13 protein-coding genes and 1 riboswitch are annotated in these 19,485 nt (G+C 38.4%); of the genes, 8 read left to right on the forward strand and 5 right to left on the reverse strand.

Translation table 11 applies throughout. From position 1 onward, the window contains the following. Window positions 1–84 precede the first annotated feature (84 nt). From ABIQ28_RS04435 to ABIQ28_RS04445, 3 genes are all read left to right on the forward strand, one after another. Window positions 85–360 (forward strand): hypothetical protein, encoded by a 276-nt coding sequence (locus ABIQ28_RS04435; protein WP_348035603.1) that lies wholly within the window; start codon window positions 85–87, stop codon window positions 358–360. Further along, window positions 357–722 (forward strand): hypothetical protein, encoded by a 366-nt coding sequence (locus tag ABIQ28_RS04440; RefSeq protein WP_348035605.1) that lies wholly within the window; start codon window positions 357–359, stop codon window positions 720–722. Before ABIQ28_RS04435 ends, ABIQ28_RS04440 begins: the two co-directional genes overlap by 4 nt. Before the next feature lie 539 nt (window positions 723–1,261). Then, window positions 1,262–3,031, forward strand: coding sequence for an aminopeptidase P family protein (locus tag ABIQ28_RS04445; protein ID WP_348035607.1), 1,770 nt, complete (start codon window positions 1,262–1,264; stop codon window positions 3,029–3,031). Window positions 3,032–3,118: 87 nt separating this feature from the next. Here the strand turns inward: ABIQ28_RS04445 and ABIQ28_RS04450 are convergent, their stop codons facing one another. From ABIQ28_RS04450 to ABIQ28_RS04465, 4 genes are all read right to left on the reverse strand, one after another. Continuing rightward, window positions 3,119–4,444 carry a D-serine ammonia-lyase gene (locus ABIQ28_RS04450; RefSeq protein ID WP_348035609.1) on the reverse strand — a complete coding sequence of 442 codons (1,326 nt, stop codon included), beginning with the start codon at window positions 4,442–4,444 and terminating at the stop codon, window positions 3,119–3,121. 217 nt (window positions 4,445–4,661) lie between these two features. After that, a complete protein-coding gene (locus ABIQ28_RS04455) occupies window positions 4,662–5,318 on the reverse strand; it encodes a 7-cyano-7-deazaguanine/7-aminomethyl-7-deazaguanine transporter (RefSeq protein ID WP_348035611.1) in 657 nt (218 codons plus the stop codon). Between the two features lie 3 nt (window positions 5,319–5,321). Continuing rightward, a riboswitch (PreQ1 riboswitch) is annotated at window positions 5,322–5,366 on the reverse strand. 112 nt (window positions 5,367–5,478) lie between these two features. Continuing rightward, the gene (locus ABIQ28_RS04460) at window positions 5,479–7,431 is read right to left on the reverse strand and encodes a cytochrome c/FTR1 family iron permease (RefSeq protein ID WP_348035613.1); all 1,953 of its coding nucleotides are present in this window, start codon (window positions 7,429–7,431) and stop codon (window positions 5,479–5,481) included. 754 nt (window positions 7,432–8,185) lie between these two features. Further along, the gene (locus tag ABIQ28_RS04465) at window positions 8,186–9,682 is read right to left on the reverse strand and encodes an MDR family MFS transporter (RefSeq protein ID WP_348035615.1); all 1,497 of its coding nucleotides are present in this window, start codon (window positions 9,680–9,682) and stop codon (window positions 8,186–8,188) included. Window positions 9,683–10,083: 401 nt separating this feature from the next. Between ABIQ28_RS04465 and ABIQ28_RS04470 the strand changes: the two genes are divergently transcribed. The 4 genes from ABIQ28_RS04470 (at window position 10,084) to ABIQ28_RS04485 (ending at window position 14,984) form a co-directional block, all read left to right on the forward strand. Beyond that, window positions 10,084–10,938 carry a universal stress protein gene (locus ABIQ28_RS04470; RefSeq protein ID WP_348035617.1) on the forward strand — a complete coding sequence of 285 codons (855 nt, stop codon included), beginning with the start codon at window positions 10,084–10,086 and terminating at the stop codon, window positions 10,936–10,938. 17 nt (window positions 10,939–10,955) lie between these two features. Then, complete coding sequence (locus ABIQ28_RS04475) at window positions 10,956–11,813, forward strand: universal stress protein (protein WP_348035619.1); 858 nt, start codon at window positions 10,956–10,958, stop codon at window positions 11,811–11,813. Next, on the forward strand, window positions 11,810–12,652 hold the full coding sequence (locus ABIQ28_RS04480; RefSeq protein WP_348035621.1) for a universal stress protein: 843 nt from the start codon (window positions 11,810–11,812) through the stop codon (window positions 12,650–12,652). The genes ABIQ28_RS04475 and ABIQ28_RS04480 overlap by 4 nt, the downstream gene beginning before the upstream one ends. A 193-nt stretch (window positions 12,653–12,845) precedes the next feature. Continuing rightward, window positions 12,846–14,984: a catalase gene (locus ABIQ28_RS04485; RefSeq protein WP_348035623.1), complete on the forward strand. Its 2,139-nt coding sequence runs from the start codon at window positions 12,846–12,848 to the stop codon at window positions 14,982–14,984. Between the two features lie 142 nt (window positions 14,985–15,126). On the opposite strand, the gene ABIQ28_RS04490 is transcribed toward ABIQ28_RS04485, so the two are convergent. Further along, window positions 15,127–16,518: a GIY-YIG nuclease family protein gene (locus tag ABIQ28_RS04490; protein ID WP_348035625.1), complete on the reverse strand. Its 1,392-nt coding sequence runs from the start codon at window positions 16,516–16,518 to the stop codon at window positions 15,127–15,129. Window positions 16,519–17,207: 689 nt separating this feature from the next. On the opposite strand from ABIQ28_RS04490, the gene ABIQ28_RS04495 reads away from it, so the two are divergent. Beyond that, entirely contained in the window at window positions 17,208–19,319 is a 2,112-nt protein-coding gene (locus ABIQ28_RS04495) for an AAA domain-containing protein (protein WP_348035627.1), read from the forward strand. Window positions 19,320–19,485: the final 166 nt, after the last annotated feature.

The following is a 19,485-nucleotide window of genomic DNA, read 5'->3' on the forward strand; positions in this document are numbered from 1 at the left end:
ACTTGTTAAAAAATTGCAAAACCCCAGTTTCGTTCTTTGTCATTATAAATAAGCCTTATTTTCGCTTGTTGAATTATGTTTAATATGTCACAGCAGATAAATCATGATAATGTTGGAGGTGAAGCTCTTGTTTTAGAGGCTCGAGAAGCAAGGTTGATTTCTGATACTAAAGTAAAAGAAGCTGAACTTAAGCAACTTTTGGAAATCTCTGCTTTGAACAAAAAGTCTTTTTCCGAACGGATGAAAGCCAATCGATTTTGGCTGGTACGCGGTGTTTATTATGCATTCTATTCGGTTTGGATGATCGTAATGACGATCGGCATCGCTATTGCGTGGTTAATTGCGATGTTATTTATATGAAACCTCGACTTCCTTTAAAACTGCTACATGTATATGGATTCTTGTCCTTGGCGGTGTTTTTAGTTGTGCAAAGTCTGAAATTATGTTCTGTTTCAAATCCCAATTGGATTTTCCATCATCTCAATGATTTTTTAGTGATTCCGATGGTGGCAATTGTGGCCTTACATGGCGTTTGGTGGATTAAAAAAGACCATACTATTCGCTTAGATAAGTTTACAGTCTTAAGTCTGGTCGCGCTTTTTTCGATTGTTTTTGAATACTTTCTTCCACAGCAATCGTATCGATATACTGGCGATATTTGGGATGTGGTTTGTTATTTCATGGGAGGACTGATGTTTTATATCTTACAGAAAATCGAATAGAACAGGTTTCAATTTCAATTTCACTTTCAATTTCGATTTCAATTTCTAATTCCGGCCTCCGCAAATGCTTCGGATGGGCAGGCAATTTCACTTTCATTTTCATTACAATGCTCTCTGTGGAACTCTGTGTCTACTTTTATGTAACCCTGTGCAATAATCATTTATGGAACGCTGATTTCTGCTGAATTTCGCTGTTTTTTTTCACACGGATTTTACTGGTAAACACAGATTATTATAAGCGATTGTATATAAACACTTAATAGTTTCACGGAGAGTCAGGAATTTTATGAAATCCTGATTTATTCAAAACTCCCTTTGTGGATCTTTGTGTGGCCTTTGTGCAACTTTAAGTTATAGCTTGTAGAACAATTCTCTCAATAAGATTCCCGCAAATTTCCACAGATAATTGATGCTAACTATTTTATGTTCCATCGTTCCTCAAACCTAACTCCTAATTCCTCATCCCTAATAAATCCTCTTTTATCTTCTTCTATAAAGCAGACTTTCTGTAACTTTAGAGCTCAAAAAAAACACTATTTATGACAGCCCAAGAAAAAGTAGCTTCTCTTAGAGAGGAGATGAAGAAAAATAACATTGATGCCTTTATCGTTTATTCCGCCGATCCACACATGAGCGAATACCTTCCCGCCGAATGGCAAGAACGCACTTGGCTTTCAGGATTTACAGGCTCAGCTGGATTCGTCGTGATTACCTCTGATAAAGCTGGACTTTGGACAGACGGACGTTACTTTACCCAAGCGCCCCTAGAGCTTAAAGGTTCAGGTATCGATTTGTTTAAGGATGGGATAGAAGGAACCCCCAATTATATCGATTGGATTATTTCTGAAACTTCCGAAGGTGCAACGATCGCTGTAAATGGTATCGCTACGTCACATGCCAATTGGGTGGCTTTAGAGGATAAATTGACCAAGCATAAACGTTTTCTGAAAGATTTGCCTTTACTGAAAAATGTATGGACGAAGCGACCTGCACCGAGTAAAAATGCTGTTTTTGTGCACCCAATAGAACTTGCTGGACAATCGGTAACCGATAAAATTGCCGCTATCCGAGAGAAAATGAAGGAAGAAGGCGCTACAGCACACGTGATTTCCAGTTTGGATGATGTGGCTTGGACCCTAAATCTACGTGGAAGTGATGTCAATTGCAATCCTGTGTTTTTAGGCTATATCTTGATGACGATGGAGGAGTGTTTTCTTTTTGTTGATTTATTTAAATTAGATGACGACACCGAACTTCTCATGAAAAAATTAGGAGTGTTCACAAAACCCTACCATAATTTTTTCGATCATCTTGGAATGCTGAAAAACCAATCCATTCTGATTGCGCCCAACAGTAACCAATCTATTTTTGAAACGGTTAAAAATAACAATACAATCATTGAAAAGCCAGTGCCTGGAAATTTGATGAAGGCCGTTAAAAACGAAACCGAGCAGGAAGGATTCAGAACGGTGATGGTTCGCGATGGCGTTGCGATGGTTAAGTTTCTTCATTGGTTGACACATACGGTGGGCAAAGAAGAAATGGACGAATATAGCATCGGTAAAAAACTACTCGAGTTTCGTGCAGAAGGAAAGAATTTTATAGGCAATAGTTTTGGCAGCATTGTCGGCTATAAAGACAATGGTGCGATTATGCATTATTCTGCGGCTTCTGAAGGAAGTAAAAAGATAGTAGATCACGGCAGTATTTTGGTAGATTCGGGTGGTCAATATTTAGAAGGCACCACTGATATTACCCGAACCTTTCCGCTAGGTGAAGTTTCTGATGAATTTAAGAAAGATGCTACCATAGTGCTTCAAGGTTTGATTCATTTGTCCCTGGCGAAATTTCCTAGAGGCACCAAAGGTGTTCAACTCGACGCTTTGGCCCGAATGCCCTTATGGAAAGAGGGGAAAGATTTTAATCATGGCACTGGGCATGGCGTGGGCAGTTTTTTAAATGTGCATGAAGGACCACAAAGTATTCGCAAAGAACTTAATCCAGTGGACTTGCAAGCAGGAATGGTGCTGTCCAATGAACCTGGCTATTATGTAGAAGGTCAATACGGCATCCGTCATGAGAATTTGATTCTGATCAAAACTTGGAAGAAAACCGAATGGAATACCTTTTACGAATTTGAAACCTTGACCTTGTGTCCGTTCTTTAAAAGTATCATTGTGAAAGACTTACTTTCTCAAGAAGAAATTGATTGGATCAATGCGTATCACAAGATGGTTCAAGAAAAGCTTGCACCACATTTGGATGGCGAAGTCAAGGCATGGTTTGAAAATTTGGTAGCACCGTTATAAGAAAGCGATCATATATAATCTATAGAACTACCCGAAGCTGTGTTTCGGGTAGTTAAATTATGGACCTGTGGTTTTAGGAAACACGTTTTACCTCAGTTGTTTGCGTCCTCTTTCATAAAACGTTTTCCTTTCATACCCTGGAACTAACATACCTCCCGTCGCCCAAACGATATGTGTCGCGTTTTTCATGTTGAGATGATGCATTTTTGCATATTCGGTTTTTTGTGTCCGTTGAGGCCCGATAAATCCTGCCGTTGCTGAAGGTTCTAGAAAGATATTCTCGGAGTCTTTTAATTGCGCTAAAAGTTTAAAAAGTTGCTCATCTTCAATAGTGAAAATTCCACTGATCAAATGTTTGCTGATTTCTGTAGCAAAATGCGATGCCCGCCCCACAGCTAAACCGTCGGCTTCTGTTTTATTATCAAGTCCGATATCTTGTACACTGATATGGCTCATTTCGCCGGTAACCAAACCTATTAATACAGCAGGACAATGTGTGGGCTCTACAAAGAAACAGTGCACATGATCCCCATAAATTTGTTTGAGACCAAAAGCGGTACCGCCTGGAGAACCACCAACACCACAAGGTGAATATACGAATAGCGGATGTTCCGCATCGACCTGAATATATTGTTCTTTTAACTGTTCAGCAATCCGGAGTGCGCCAACCGTATAGCCTAAAAATAAATCTTGAGAATCTTCATCATCCACAAAGTGTGCCTTCGGATCGGCTTTGGTTTGTTGTCGTCCGGCGAGAATGGCTTCGCTAAAATCGCCAGCAAACTCGATGATAATGGCGCCCTTTTCACGCAATAAGTCTTTTTTCCATTGTTTAGCATCAGCCGATACGTAAACAGTGACTTGAAAACCTAATTTTGCACTGATGATGCCTATACTTAGTCCGAGATTACCAGTGGAGCCCACACCAATTTTATATTGACTAAAAAACTCATTGAATTTAGGGGAGGTCAAAATACTATAATCATCTTCCATTTTCAATAGTCCTGCTTCAAGCGCTAATTCTTCCGCATATTTCATGATTTCAAAAAAACCACCGCGGGCTTTAATAGAACCAGAAATAGGAAGTTCATTATCACATTTCAGGAATAATCGGCCCTCAATAGCGCCGTTATGCTCATTTAAAAGCGATTTCATCTTTGAAATTTCTCGAAGAGGCGACTCTAGCACGCCATGACTTTTTTCAGTTTCCGGAAAAGCTTTCACAAAAAAGGGAGCAAACCGTGTCCATAATTGTTCGGCAGCTCTCATATCTTCCATAGATATGGAAAATTTAGGTGCAGTTTGCATGGATTCTAATTCCGGATTTAACCAAGAAACAGGTTTTGCCGCTATGATTTCTTGAAGAATAGGAGCGGATTTTATAAAGGCCTCTATTTTATTTATTGGATACATATCGTTGGAATTTTATCAGTAAAATAACTTCCTATTTAGAAAACTTAAAATACGTGATTTTATTCGATTTGTATTCAAATTGAAGCGCATTTTATCAGTTATGAACACTTATGAATTTTTCGGTTTTCATCAACACATCAATAATAACTATCGCTTATTAGGAAACGTTTTACAATTTAAAGTCTAGGTGCTTCTTAATTCTAAAAGCGAAGTGGTGCTAGCTGAGCCTGTCGAAGCTTCTTGCTTCTTTTTTCTGCAATCTTTTCATCACTTGGTCTAAAATGACTTTATAAAGGGGAAGGAAAAACAGCGCGTTGATGACCATTTTAAAAATATAATCGACCGTGGCGATTTCAAACAGATTTTCGGAGAGGTAAGCGTCTGAGCTTTTATAGAATGCAATGATAAAAAACACAAAAGTGTCCATGAAATTTCCAAAAATTGCCGAAGCCGTTGGTGCGTGCCACCACTGCTTGTGCTGTCTGAGTTTATTAAACACATACACATCTAAAATCTGCCCGACCACATAAGCCGAGAAACTGGCAATGGCAATACGAGCCACAAAAAGATCAAAGTGTAAGAACGATTCAAAGCCCAACCATGTGCCGTGACGAAAGCCGACCGTAATTAAATAGGAAACCACCAAGGCCGGAAACATCGCATAAAAAATAATCCGTCGTCCTAATCGTGCACCAAAAAGACGTACCGTTAAATCGGTAGCCAAAAAGATGAACGGAAATGTGAACGCCCCCCAAGTGGCCTTAAAGCCAAATACGGTAATAGGGAATTGGACTAAATAGTTGCTTGAGGCAACAATAACAATATGAAATACGGCCAATAATAAGGCAAGCCGCTGTATTTTTTTGGAAGGCATAAGTGTTTCTTAGTTTTTTAACGTGGGAGAATTTCGAACCACGTGTTCCATTTTGATGACCAATTTGGGGTGCAAAGGTACCTCCTTTTTTAGCCTTTTTGAGTATAATAAGATTTAAATTTCACGATACGACGTCCTATGAATTCTATAGATATTTAGTTCAGGATTTGTTCAGCATAGTCTTTTCAATGCGTTGATTGGTAATTTTGTAAGTGATAAAAATAGCGATCAACAAGCCAGCTTGTGCTAGGATTGTTTCCAAGGTAGGATAAAAGCCTAACCAATCAATGCGGAATAGTGAAGGGATACCGGTTACCGAAATCCAACCACTTTCCTGGAGCGAATGGAAACCTTTGCCCATAAGAATGATCGCTAAGAACACCACAATCCATGAGGAGTATTGAAACAATTGCCGTACAGGAATGCGTTTAGAATATTTTTGAAATAGATAAACCATCGCTGCAATACAAGCCACTGCCGCCAAAACGCCCAAAGCTATAGCTGACTTATTCTCTGGTTCAGATTCTAGATTGATGGCCTGAAGGAAGAGGATGACTTCAAATGCCTCGCGGAAGACCACCATAAAGGAAAACGCCGCCAAGCCGAACATTTTATCTTTCTGAAGATAGCGTCCAATTTTGTTTTCGATGAATTCTTTCCATTTTTTGGCATGGGAATGGTTGTGAAGCCAAAAGCCCACGTAAACCAAGATCACTACGGCAAACAAGGCAATTAAGCCTTCCATGATTTCTCGGTTTTTAGCGCCAAACTGAATGATGTAATCTGAAAGAAACCAACCCGCAATTCCCAAAATAACCGCCGTAATCCAACCACCGTGAAGCCACGGGAGCGCTTTTTTAACGCCCGAAGTACGTATTAATGCCAAAACGACCGCTAATATGAGAAAAGCTTCTAAGCCTTCCCGCAACATAATGGAAGCTGCTAACACAAAAGTCAACCAGTAGTTTAATTTATGGTTTTGTAATATTTGGGAGGCATCATCAATGAGTGTTAATGCTTTATAGGTTTCTTCTTTGAGAGTTTCTACGCCTAAATCTTGTTCAATTGCTTGCCTGACTTTGAGCATTTGCTGCTCAATTTTCAGGGTAAAGGCTGGATTGTTTGCGTTTAATCGGGCTTCTACAGGCTCAATACCTTCCAAATAGGCGGTTAATGCGCTGGTGCGTGCCAAGGTTTTGTTACCGTCGGTATAATTTTTTAATGCAGCATTCAAATGCTCTTTCGCGATACTCAAACTGCTATTGGATTCTTCGCCCGTCGGTACCAATAAGCGTAAGGCTTTTAATTGCAGGGTAGCCTTGCCGGATTTTTCAGAAAGTCTAGCCAGTAATTCATCATCTGAATAGGTTGCCACATCTTTTAAATTCACCTCAGGATATATCTTTTCGAAATGCGCTCTTAAGGCAGTCGTATCCGTTTGATCATCTTGAAACCGTATTGCTTTGATGTAAAATGCCAAATCCCAAAGTTGGTCCTCGGTCAATTCAGAAAAGGCACGCATGCTGGTACCGTTGACACCTAGTTTTATAGTATTGTACGCCTGAAAAGGCGACACCTGGCGCATTAAATCCGAATCGTTAAAGTCGCTAGGAGCAGGGTCAAGACCTTCTGCCCATGGCCCATCGCCATTGCCTTTTGTACCGTGACATGAAGCACAGTTGATCGCGTAGAGTGCTTTTCCTTTTGAGGCATCTGGCCAAAGTGCAGGAGCCGTTTGAATGCCAGTGATTTCAATAAGGCTGTTTCTTATGCGTCGGGATAATTCGCCCACCTCGGTGGCAGATTTTTTTTCTTGAACAAAAATCTTCAGCTGTTCCAAAGCTTCAAGCACGTTTTTGTCCTTTTCTGAAAGAAAGGAACCTTCCTTGGTCAGATCGTAGGCCTGTGCTGAAAACTCGAGCATCTCCTCGTATTCATCGGCATCGACAATTTCCCCGTTTTGAACAGCTTCAGGATAATCTCTTGCAATATAATCCAAGAGATGAATCACGGTTTCGGTGGTCTGGTCATTGGATTGTGAAAAGACGTTGGATGTGGTTATGGAAACTAATATGAAGGCCATCAAAAACCTGATGGAGGACAGGCTATGCATTATTCGCTATTTATAATTAGACTTAATAAGTACAAATATAAACTTTATGAGGATGAAGTAAACTGTTTTTGTAAGGATTTGTTGCGTTGCTTAGGAAGTTTGAGGGAAATGCGCTGCTATTATTTATTTTTCAAGATGAGCATTACGAACAACATTTGGCAACTTAAAAAAATAACTTATTGCTCCAAGATTCAGGATAAGCTTGTTGAATTTAATGTGCATATCAATTAATAAAGAAATAATGGCTTTTCCAAAAAAAAGCCTGTCATTTCAGATCAGATCCAATTTTTGAATAAGGTTACATTTGTGTTTTTTTGACACTAATTTCACGAATTCCGTTGTCTGAAAATACAGGCTTAAATTATTTACTCAAAATTTCACCAATGTAAAAGACATTTCGTCTGTTTGATTTATAGGTTTCAGAGCGGTATATAATTTCCCTTTAATTGCATCTTTTGAATAAGGATACATTTGTGGTTTTTGACACTGATTTCACGGATTTTCACAAATTTGTTCACCCTTTTAATTAGAGACATAAATTTTTTGCTATAAATATGACGAAAGGAATAGACCTTTAGTCTATTTTGATTTATTATATTGTTGCTTGTTTTTTCAGTTTCAGAGCTCCATAGGAGCGGTATGTTAATAGATGGAAATGATGGGATTAGAAAATGAGCTCCCATAGGAGCGGCATATTATTTCACGTCGATTATAAGTTATGAATTAATAACCTATCAAAATATAATCTTCAAAATCAAAATTTGTCGATTTTAGCAAAGTGTTTTGGTGTGAGTACCAATACAATCAGGGTGAGAAGTCCTACGGTAACCAATCCGATATAAACCGTGTGGGTCGAATCAAAAAAAGCGTGTTGCAAATAGGTTTGGACTGTGGGGTCGTGATGGGAAGATTGTAAAACCTCAACCACTTCATTCACTTTTGGTAAAGCATTTTGCAAATTGGCGGGTGCCTCCGTTAATTTATCCAATAACACCGAATTGAAAACAGCGGCAAAAATTGCCGCGCCCAAACTTTGTCCGAAATATCTTGAAAACATGCTTGCGCCCGTTACAACACCTCTTTGTCCCCAATCGACTGTGGATTGGACGCCGACCATCAACGGTGTAGAGATCAAACCGAAACCGGCACCCATGAATAATTGCAGGGCAACCAACGTCGCCACAGAGCCTGGATAAGGAATAAACAAGAAGGCTACAATGGCGATGATGACAATTGAAATGCCACAAAGAGCGGTATTTCTAAATCCAATCCGAAGATACAATTTACCGGAAAGTGCGGATGAAAGTGGCCATGTGATGCTCATGCTCGCCAAAATAAAACCTGCAGTTATCGCGCCAACACCAATGACTGATTGTGCAAAAACCGGTAAAAACATACTTGGGCCCATGGTCAAACACCCCATGCCAATGGTAGCAAGATTAGCGCCGACCAAGACGCGTTTTCGCCATACCCATCTTGGTAAGATCGGACTTTCGGCGCGCGCTTCTATCTTCATAGTTGCTAAAATCAAGAACACCGAAATAACCGCAAAAATGAGGGTTTCATAAGAAATCCAATCCCATGACTGTCCACCTTGCATCAATCCGAACATTATAAAAGCGCCAGTAAGTAGTAATGCTAAAGCACCCAACCAATCAATTTTGGCTTGTTTGATGGGTTTATTTTCTTGAAGAAACATGCTGATCATGATGATCGCACCAATCGCAACGGGGATATTGATTAAAAAGATCCAACGCCAGGAGGCATAATCGGCGAGCGCGCCACCAATAGTTGGTCCTAAAATAGCAGACACTCCCCAAACACTAGAGAGATATCCTTGAATTTTAGCGCGTTCTTCCAGCGTATAAATATCGGCAGCAATAGTGTTGACCGTCGCCATAATAGCACCAGCACCGATGGCTTGAAGCCCTCTAAATCCTATCAAACTGACCATGTTCCAAGCACCGGCACACGTAGCCGAGCCTAAAAGAAAAACAATGATGCCAAAAATGAGAATGGGTTTACGACCATAAATATCGGCTAGTTTTCCATAAATGGGAATGGTAATGGTTTGAATGAGAAGATATATGGAAAATAACCAACTGAATAATGAAAAGCCACCTAAGTCGCCTACAATCTGTGGAATTGCGGTGGCTACAATTGTACCATCCATTGCAGCTAAGGCCATGGTTACCATGATTGCCGCTAAAATCCAGCCTCTATTTGGTTGGCTAGGGGTATTGTGCTTCATAAAATTAATTCCTATTATTTTAATCCGTGCAAAGTTAAAGCTTAATGGAATAATGGATAGTTCTTAGGGATGTTTTGTTTATAAATAAAAACAGATCATTTGTTTTTTGCCGCGCACTCAAATATATGTTTTGATAGTGGTGCACAGCGTAGTGTGCAGTACTTCAAGTAATATCGTAATGATGTTTTTATAAGGATTTTTCTTTCCTATAAAAGTCAAAATATTTCCGTGTGATTATGTACAACAGCACTATTTTTATTGGTAATTTAGGTCATCTTAATTAAATGATTTTTTATTATGGTTGTAACTATTTTAAAAACAGATAGTATAAATTCTGATTTTTATCATAGTTTCTGGGTGTTACAATTTATAATTTTATCATCACTAATATTAACATCGTCATGATATCCATTCTTCTTCCTACCGATTTTTCTGAGAATTCCAAGAATGCCATAACCTATGCCACGGAGTTTTTTAAACATCAAACCGTAGCGTTTTTTTTCATGCACGCTTATTATAATGAAGCTCATAGTTATGATGAAATGGTTTCGCGAGGCGTATTTTATGAGATTGTGGATAGTGTAAGGAATAGATCTGAAAGAAATCTTGAAAACATGGTTGCTGAAATTAAAAAAAGCACGCCTAATCCAAGACACACCTATCAGGTTATTTCATCATATAAAACTTTAGTGGAAGCGGCCAATCTGATTTCTGAAGCAAAAAACATCGACCTCATCGTCATGGGAACCACTGGAAAATCAAATCAACGTCGTTTGAAATTTGGAAGCAATACCTTTCAAGTTTTGAAGTCTGTAAAATGTCCGGTTTTGGCAATCCCTTCTCACTATAAGATGACGGAATTGAAAAATATATTGTTTCCTACAGATTATAGGGTACTGTATAAGGAACGAGAATTAAAGCTGTTGAACACTTTGGCAGAGTCTTACAGAAGTCTTATTACGGTTCTCCATATTTCCAAAAACAAAAAATTGACGGTTAAGCAAGGAGAAAACCAAGCTTTTATTAATAATACCGTAAAGAGTACAGAAGTTGATTTTTGTATCGAAAATAATAAAGATATCGCTTTAAGCATTCAGGAATATATAAAAAACAAAGAGATAGAACTTTTGGTTATGGTCAATACCCGTCACTCATTTTGGGAAAAAATTCTGCTTGAGTCTACTATAGATCACATCGGCATCGATCTCAAAATTCCGTTGTTGGTCCTACAAAATGCTACACGTTCCTTAAAGTGAATTAAAATTTAGAACTTATGAAAAACATTCTTTTGCCCACCGATTTTTCAGATAATTCTTGGAATGCCATAAAATATGCCATAAAACTATATAAGAATGAACCGTGCACCTTTCATTTATTTCATGCCTATACACCGATTATCTACAATATAGATTATATGCTTATGGCACCCGCTCAATTTGGTTTGAGTGATCCCATAGAAGATGCTGCAAAGGAAAGTTTGAGTAAACTGTTAGCGCAGATTTCAAATGAATTTGGTGCCAATTCAAACCATACATTTAAAACTATAGCGCGCTTTGATACCTTGGTTTCTGGAGTCATGGATCTCATTCAAGAGCTTAAAATTGATCTTATTGTCATGGGGACGAAAGGGGACACAGGAGCAAAAGAGGTGCTGTTCGGGTCTAACACTGTGCAGGTTTTTAACACTATTACCTGTCCTATTCTCGCTGTCCCATCTGATTTTGAATATGACACACCTCACGAAATATTGTTCCCAACGGACTTAGAAATCAATTTCGAAAACGTACATTTAGAGGTTCTTAAGGCCTTGGCAACCACCAATAATTCAAGAATAAATGTGTTGCATGTGTCTAGCGGCAATGAATTAACAATGGCGCAAATTGAAAACCAAAATCATCTAGCGACTTTATTTGAGGGCACAGCCTATTTGTTTCATGACGTTGGTACTATGGAACTCACTGATGCCATAAATGAATTTCAGGTGAAACACAAAATTAATCTATTGGCCATGGTCAATAATAAACACTCGATTTTCGAGAATCTATTTTTTAAAAATACAATTCGTCAGATTGGTTTTCATTTAAACATTCCATTTCTGGTCATACCAAACATAAAAACAAAGAACTCATGACATCTAAAAAATTAAATATTTTAGTACCAACGGACTTTTCAGACAACGCAGCTAATGCGCTGCATTATGCTTTAAAATTATATGCCAATCAACAGTGCGTATTTTATGTGTTGCACAGTACTTATGTGGATGAAGCAGTGACCAGGGCCTTTGGCGCAGCCTATGTTGACGACAATGAGAATAAGGCCGCTACGAACACAATGAATGCTTTGATAGCCCAAACGGGACTGGCGAATGCCAATGCTAAACACGAATTTATAGCGCTGCAGAGTAAAAAAGAGATAAAAACTGCCGTCAAAAAAGCAGTGAAGAAAAATGCTATTGACATGGTGGTCATGGGAACTAAAGGCACGACTGGCGCCGTTGAATATCTTATGGGCAGCAATACCATAAAAGTCATACGAAACATTGGAGGTTGTCCGGTTTTAATTCTTCCCGATGGATTTGCTTATGTGCAACCCAATCAAATTGCTTTTCCAACGGATTTTAAAAGGAACTATGAAATAAAAGAATTACAGGCACTGAAAGATTTGTCAGATTTATACGGTTCGAAAATTAGAATTGTCCATGTAAAAGTCAACAATAATTTATCAGAAACTCAAGAGATCCATATGAACATCCTAAAGAATTATCTTGAGGATTATGAGCATAGTTTTGATTGGTTGCCGGACACCTCCACAAAATCCAAAGCCATTGCAGCATTTATTGAGGATCAGAAGATAGATATGCTAGCCATGGTAAATTACAAGCATGGGATGTTAGAAAACATCCTGAAGGAGCCGGTTATTAAGAAACTAGCTTTTCATCCCACCATTCCAATTTTGGTAATTCCGAAGTAAAACAAAAACCACATCTACTATTGTGATTTTAAAACGGCGACCTTGAGAGAGTGTCGCCGTTTTTTAATTCATTTAGAACAGAAATAATTTTTATTGCGTTAATGATTTCATTTTCAAAGTGTGACATTTAGATTCCTAATTTTTTCTTTCAGAAATTTTTGAAAAATATTTAATAGATCTAAAACACATTGCTATGGCCGAGAAGAAAAAAAAACCCTCTGAATCCAAGAAGATCACGGATTTAAAAAGTTTCGAAAAAGAAACCAAGGATACAACGATGACCACTAATCAAGGTCTCAAGGTGAATGATACCAATAACTCCTTAAAATCAGGTGAGCGCGGTTCAACCTTGCTCGAAGATTTTTTATTAAGAGAAAAAATAACCAGTTTTGATCACGAACGCATTCCAGAACGCATTGTTCATGCAAGAGGAAGTGGGGCGCACGGGGTATTTGAACTCTATGAAAGTATACCGCAATATAGTAAAGCGGGAATTTTTAACGATACCTCCAGAAAAACGCCAGTATTTGTACGCTTTTCAACGGTGGCTGGCTCTAAAGGTTCGTCTGATTTGGCAAGAGACGTCCGTGGATTTGCCGTGAAATTCTATACCGAAGAAGGCACTTGGGATTTGGTGGGAAATAATATGCCCATTTTTTTCATTCAGGATGCAATGAAATTTCCAGACTTGGTTCATGCCGTGAAGCCTGAGCCTAATAGGGAAATTCCGCAGGCAGCGTCTGCGCATGATACCTTTTATGATTTTGTTTCGCATGCTACCGAAACACTGCACAATCAAATTTGGGCCATGAGCGACCGCGCCATTCCGCGAAGTTTTAGAATGATGGAAGGTTTTGGGATTCATACCTTCCGATTGATTAATGCCAATGGCGCATCTCATTTTGTGAAATTCCACTGGAAACCAAAATTGGGCGTCCATTCGGTTACTTGGGAGGAAGCGGTTAAAATCAGTGGTGCCGATTCCGACTTTCATCGTCGGGATTTATGGGATGCTATTGAGGCAGGACATTTCCCAGAATGGGAATTCGGAATTCAAATCGTAGCTCAAGAAGACGAGCATAAATTCGATTTCGATCTTTTGGATCCTACCAAGTTGATTCCTGAGGAAATGGTTCCCGTCAAAATTATCGGTAAAATGACCTTGAATAAAAATCCAGAAAACTTTTTTGCAGAAACCGAACAAGTGGCATTTCTACCTGGTCATATTGTTCCAGGGATTGATTTTTCAAATGATCCACTTTTACAAGGACGCCTCTTTTCATACCGAGACACGCAACTTTCCAGATTAGGATCACCTAATTTCCATCAAATTCCGATCAATAGGCCTGTGGTGCCAACGCATAACAATCAAAGGGATGGGCACATGCAAATGGATATTCCGAAAGGACAAACAGCCTATTTTCCGAATACTTTAAGTGGCGGCTGTCCGCACCTTTCAAAAATGTCAGAAGGCGCGTTTACATCTTATGAAGAACGGATCGATGCTCGGAAAGTTAGAACCCGAAGTGCAAGTTTCAGTGATCACTTTTCTCAACCTGCTTTGTTTTACAGAAGTCTTGCTGATTGGGAACAACAGCATGTGACCGATGCTTATATTTTTGAATTAGGAAAATGTACGCTCAAACATATCCAAGAGCGGATGTTGTATGTGTTAGCACAAATTGATTCTAGTCTGGCTAAGAAAGTTGCCGACGGCCTAGGGCTGAAAGTGCCCGAAACTGTTGAGCAGCCTCTAAACCAATCCATTGGTGCCGATGCCGATGTGGCGAAGTTTCAGCCGACTAAAAAGAAGGTTTATTTGGAGGAATCGCCTGCATTAAGTCAGGCCAATACAAAATTTGATTCGATTGCTACACGCCAAATTGCTGTATTAATGGCAGACGGATTTTCACTAACCGATTTTAAGAAGATGACCGACGCTCTGAAAAAAGAAGGAGCAATGATTAAAGTGATCGCGCCTCATGGCGGCACTGTAAAAAGTAATGAAGTCGCCGAGCAGAAAGTGGACGCGTCCATTGTAACCACGGAAAGCGTGCTTTATGATGCCGTTTATATTCCAGGAGGAGAAGATTCGATTAAAGCCTTACAGCAAAATGCAAAATTCACGAAGTTTGTCAATGAAGCCTTAAAACACTGTAAAGCCATTGCGGCGGATCATGAGGGCGTAGATTTCTTAGAAACGACCTATGCAACCGATTTTAAAGACGACAAAGCGATTTGCTTGAATAAAGAGCCTTCAAAATTTATCAAAGCGATCGCCCAACATCGCAATTGGAAACGCCGAAAAGAGGCTGAAAAGATTCCGGTTTAAGCAGGTCTTGGGAATAAATTTGAAATTGTTTCTGATTAAAAAGAGATAACGAAAAATTAGGATTAAAAACCAAGCGTTGAGATAAATAATTCTCGAGGCTTGGTTTTTTATTGTTTTCAAATTATGGTGTGATAATCCCTTCTCAAATTCCATCTAACATTAAAACCTGATCAGCCGCAATAGTTTTATCCAAGCCACTCACAATTCGTGAGGTGTCATAATTGTTGGTCTGACGTGTTAAATGGCCAAGAAGATCATTGACATTCGAAATAGTTTCATTTTTATCAATAAAGCCGTAACCTTCATAAATCCCGTTGACCAGATAGATAAAAGCATCTTCATGTTTATGCCGACCTTTAAGTTTATAAATCTTGCGATCTTTTCTATTTTTGAACTGATACAAAGCAATGTCAAAACGCTTATTATAATTGGCAATTGATTCTTTACCTGAGCAAACGCAATCTTTATGTTGAACCGTAACCTTACTGCAAGGTCCTTTTACTTTTTCCAGACCACAATGTTTTCTGCATAAATCATAATCGGTACAAAAAATTCCCAAAGCTTGCCTTACCGATAAACGGTTGAAATATTGTTCAGGCATCGCATCTTTTACAGGCTTGCGCACGATTTGCAACTTATGAATGCCATTGGCAGTTTTGCCTTGATTAATCAAATAGGGCGCAGGATCCGTCACTTGTTGGGTATTGTAAATCGGTTGTAAAGCTTTGATATTCGCCGATTCTATGAGCTGTGCCAAAATATCATTCCCCGAATATTCCACAGTAATCCGCTCAACTTTGCTATAATCAATCGCGCTGGCGGTCGTTTGCTTGGAAAAATGACTTTGCAAACGCTTTCTTATGTTTTTCGCCTTTCCCACATAAATCACTTCATCCAACGCATTCAAAAAGTAATAGACCCCAGGCGCCATCTGGTATTGTGAAAGGTCAAAGTTTTTTGAAGCGTCTGATGTTGGAGTTATGGATTTTCTGAGATCTGCAATGCCACTTGCATAGTGGTGCATGAGTTCTACAAAAGCATCTGCATATTCTATGCTGTGTCCGTCAAACATACCGTGATCTTCCAGGTAGATTTCAATGGCATTTGATTGCTCAGTTCCAGTTTTATAAAAAAGTGTTTTAGGACGCACGTTGAAATTATAGCCAATGGATCTGAATTGCGATTGGAGCAATTGAAATTGTTTGAGTTCGGAAAAAGTGAGGGTGTTGTTTTGAAAAATCTCAATCAACTCATCCGCAATATCTGAGAACGGTGGCGCTGACAAAATCGCCTCCGGATCCAAACCGTTCAACTTGTACGTTTTTTTAGAAATGTCTGTTTCAGGTCGAAAGTTGAAGCTCACGGATTCTGAATTCTCACTCCTTTTTAAAGTTAAGCGATACGGAAATTCCCCTTGTTTTCCTGTCGATATGGTTTGAAGATAGATACATAACATTGGTGCAAAAATAAGAGTTTTTACAATAATCAAGGATTTTAGCTCGAGGCTATTTATAATCGAATGAATTGATTTCATGTGGAATCCTTTATAATAGCTAATTCCACATTGCTAATTTTATGTAACGCTAATTTTTAATGGTTTTTTGCCTATATTTTGGTGAGTATATATCTTATAATAAAACTTTCCGAATCCCTCAAACTTCAATCTCATCCCCAATACATCATTCTTAAATCCTCATTCTTTATTTCATAGTACGCTGATGACGCTGAATGTGATGATTTTCAATGATTTCAGTATTTAGTCTTTATTAACTCATTAAGTAAGCTTTCTATAAAACAAACTCAAAATTGTAGTTTTATAAATTGCTGAGTATTTAGATAGTGATCAACTTTAAATGACCAAAAAAAAACAGCGCCAATCAAAGTGGTTTCTTAAATGGATTATTTGCTGATGGACTTTATTTGAAATCGCGTAACACTTTATAAAATATTTTTATATTTAGCGATTCAAAATATTCTAAATGTTTATCATTTAGAAATGGAAGTTTTTACACCCACACATAGACTTTTGAAAAATTACATGACTTATCAAATCATGCAGCAAAAATCAGGGAACAGCTCAAAAAGAGAGCGCTTACCAAAGTGTAATTCCGAATTGGAATGATTTGTTTGAGGAGTTATAATGTAGTTGCGCCACACTAAAACCAACACGGATGTCATTGATGAACTGCCAAAATCTCTCAATGACATAAAATAAAAGTACCAATGGAACTCATCTTCAAAGAAATTATTAAAAAGTGGCATGAAATACACCATAAAAATAATGCTTACAATGAAAAGCAACTTACAAACTTGTTGTTTCGCCAAAACATCGACATTGAATCCGTAGAGCAGGCGCTTGACTATTACAATTCCTATTTTACTCGGGTAAGGCGGTATTTGTATCTTCCAAAATGGTACGAGCTCAATAGAGATTTCCCGGCGTGGTTTGGTTTGGCTGTCGATGATGATCAGGAAGTTATTAAAGCTTTTATGGATGAGGAGAATGCCATAGAAGATGATAATTCTAAATTATGGATTCTTGCTAAAGTGTCTAAAGCCATCCGGAATCCTGGTTATGGCTTTTTATATGAAGCACAAATATCACTTCCTGACGGGATTGCAACGCCTGGCCAAGAGGGAATTCCGATAAATTTATGGTGGCGAGAAGCTTCTGAAAACAATAATCTGCAAGGCGTATTTCTGGCCTATTATCGCCAAAGGTCGATCATTATTTTTAGAGTTTCCCAGGAGCTATCTGACGAACACATCAAAACAATATTCCGATTTAAGCCCAAACCGATCAGTTTTTTAAAACATATTAAGGAGCGGTTTAATAACATTAAAGATGACGAGTTGAGTTTGACCCATCAACTCTTATACAAAGATGGATTTTTAAAAAAGGAGCAACAGCAACTCGATTTAAATTATAACGGGTTTAATACCAGTCAAAAGCTTGCTTTAGAACGTGTGTTTTCTCAAAATGTCACATTTATTTGGGGACCACCTGGCACCGGAAAAACCTATACCTTATCAAAAATTATAACCCAAGCGTGCGCTTTGGGAATGCGGGTGCTTGCTGTTGGAATTTCAAATGTTTCTGTTGATATTTTGGGTCAGGAAATCATTAAAGACTTTGAGAATTTTAGTGATGCTTCACGACGGTTATTAAATGAAAGAAAGCTTTTGCGATTTGGGTATCCCGTGCTGCCCGAAATTGTTAATGATGATCGCTTATATCCCGATAAGGAAATTGTGGATCAGCTAAGGAAAGATTATGGAGACGTCTTAAAACTTCTTAGAAATAGTAACGAATTAGATGTTGAAGAAAAAGCAATCCTTAGAAACAGACAAGTTCTACTTCAAAAAGAGATTAAGCAGAGCAATCAAAAGCGAATTTCAGCATCGAGTTTGGTTTTCACAACGGCAGCACAATGTTTTTTGGGTGGTAATTTTGACAATGAGAAATTTGATCTCGTAGTGGTTGACGAAGTAGGGATGATGCCTCTGATACAAACTTTGACTATGTCCAGTTTTACGTCAGATAAATTTTTAGTGGCCGGCGATTTTAAACAACTTGGACCGATAAGTATCGGAAAAACAGAAGCTGTCAATAATTGGTTTAATAGAGATGTTTTTGAGTATTTTAAGGACGTTGACGGTTTTGAAGACAAGGTCATGGTCATGTTAACCGAACAAAGGCGGATGCATCCAGATATTTGTGAGTTTATCAACGACCGATTTTATAACGGAAAATTGACATCATTCTATTCTGAACAGTATAAAGAAATTAAAATTGAAAAAGGAAAAATAGAGGCGCCCTATTGTTTTATCCCAATCGAACCCAAAGATGGCTCCATGGTTAAATCTACACAAGGCAAATCTCGAGTCAATACTAAAACGGCACAGGTCGTTATTGATCTGGTGGAAAGCATTCTGAAGCAAAACGAAATTTTAGAAATAGGCATAATTACGCCCTATAATGGGCAAGTCATACATCTGCGGAAGCAATTGTTTAGTAAGGCACTTACGAATGAGCAATTGGATCGGGTGAAAGTTGGAACGATTCATTCCTTTCAAGGCTCTGGATTTGATGTCATTATTTATGATATCGTTGATAACTCTGAAAAGAATATTGGAAATCTGTACAAGGGAATCAACGGTGAACGGTTGGTAAATGTAGCGCTTTCAAGAGCAAAGCATAAATTAATAATTATTGGAGATCCTAAAGTTTTTTCAGCTGCAGATGAACACGAGCAAGTGTCCAAAAAACTAAGATCGTTAATGGTAGACTTAAGATTGTCAGGATTTCAGTTAAACTTGGTGGGCGGTCGTTGAACTTATCACTTCACGAGCTGTTTAATGAAAATTGGGATTAATACCGGTTAAAATGCAGTGTAACAATTTTGGCGGAGTTCTTATAAATAAAATTGGTTATTAGCTGTATTTTAACGTGTTTATGTATTATAATCACCTGCATTTCGATTAACTTTATAAGTTATTA

The sequence above is a fragment of the Gelidibacter sp. genome, from assembly GCF_039916245.1.
Taxonomy (GTDB): domain Bacteria; phylum Bacteroidota; class Bacteroidia; order Flavobacteriales; family Flavobacteriaceae; genus Gelidibacter.

Bases quoted from the DNA above. Each gene is read 5' to 3' on its own strand.
- ABIQ28_RS04435 (WP_348035603.1), top strand. From the start codon at position 85: ATGTCACAGCAGATAAATCATGATAATGTTGGAGGTGAAGCTCTTGTT.
- ABIQ28_RS04440 (WP_348035605.1), top strand. From the start codon at position 357: ATGAAACCTCGACTTCCTTTAAAACTGCTACATGTATATGGATTCTTG.
- ABIQ28_RS04445 (WP_348035607.1), top strand. From the start codon at position 1,262: ATGACAGCCCAAGAAAAAGTAGCTTCTCTTAGAGAGGAGATGAAGAAA.
- ABIQ28_RS04450 (WP_348035609.1), bottom strand. From the start codon at position 4,444: ATGTATCCAATAAATAAAATAGAGGCCTTTATAAAATCCGCTCCTATT.
- ABIQ28_RS04455 (WP_348035611.1), bottom strand. From the start codon at position 5,318: ATGCCTTCCAAAAAAATACAGCGGCTTGCCTTATTATTGGCCGTATTT.
- ABIQ28_RS04460 (WP_348035613.1), bottom strand. From the start codon at position 7,431: ATGCATAGCCTGTCCTCCATCAGGTTTTTGATGGCCTTCATATTAGTT.
- ABIQ28_RS04465 (WP_348035615.1), bottom strand. From the start codon at position 9,682: ATGAAGCACAATACCCCTAGCCAACCAAATAGAGGCTGGATTTTAGCG.
- ABIQ28_RS04470 (WP_348035617.1), top strand. From the start codon at position 10,084: ATGATATCCATTCTTCTTCCTACCGATTTTTCTGAGAATTCCAAGAAT.
- ABIQ28_RS04475 (WP_348035619.1), top strand. From the start codon at position 10,956: ATGAAAAACATTCTTTTGCCCACCGATTTTTCAGATAATTCTTGGAAT.
- ABIQ28_RS04480 (WP_348035621.1), top strand. From the start codon at position 11,810: ATGACATCTAAAAAATTAAATATTTTAGTACCAACGGACTTTTCAGAC.
- ABIQ28_RS04485 (WP_348035623.1), top strand. From the start codon at position 12,846: ATGGCCGAGAAGAAAAAAAAACCCTCTGAATCCAAGAAGATCACGGAT.
- ABIQ28_RS04490 (WP_348035625.1), bottom strand. From the start codon at position 16,518: ATGAAATCAATTCATTCGATTATAAATAGCCTCGAGCTAAAATCCTTG.
- ABIQ28_RS04495 (WP_348035627.1), top strand. From the start codon at position 17,208: ATGGAACTCATCTTCAAAGAAATTATTAAAAAGTGGCATGAAATACAC.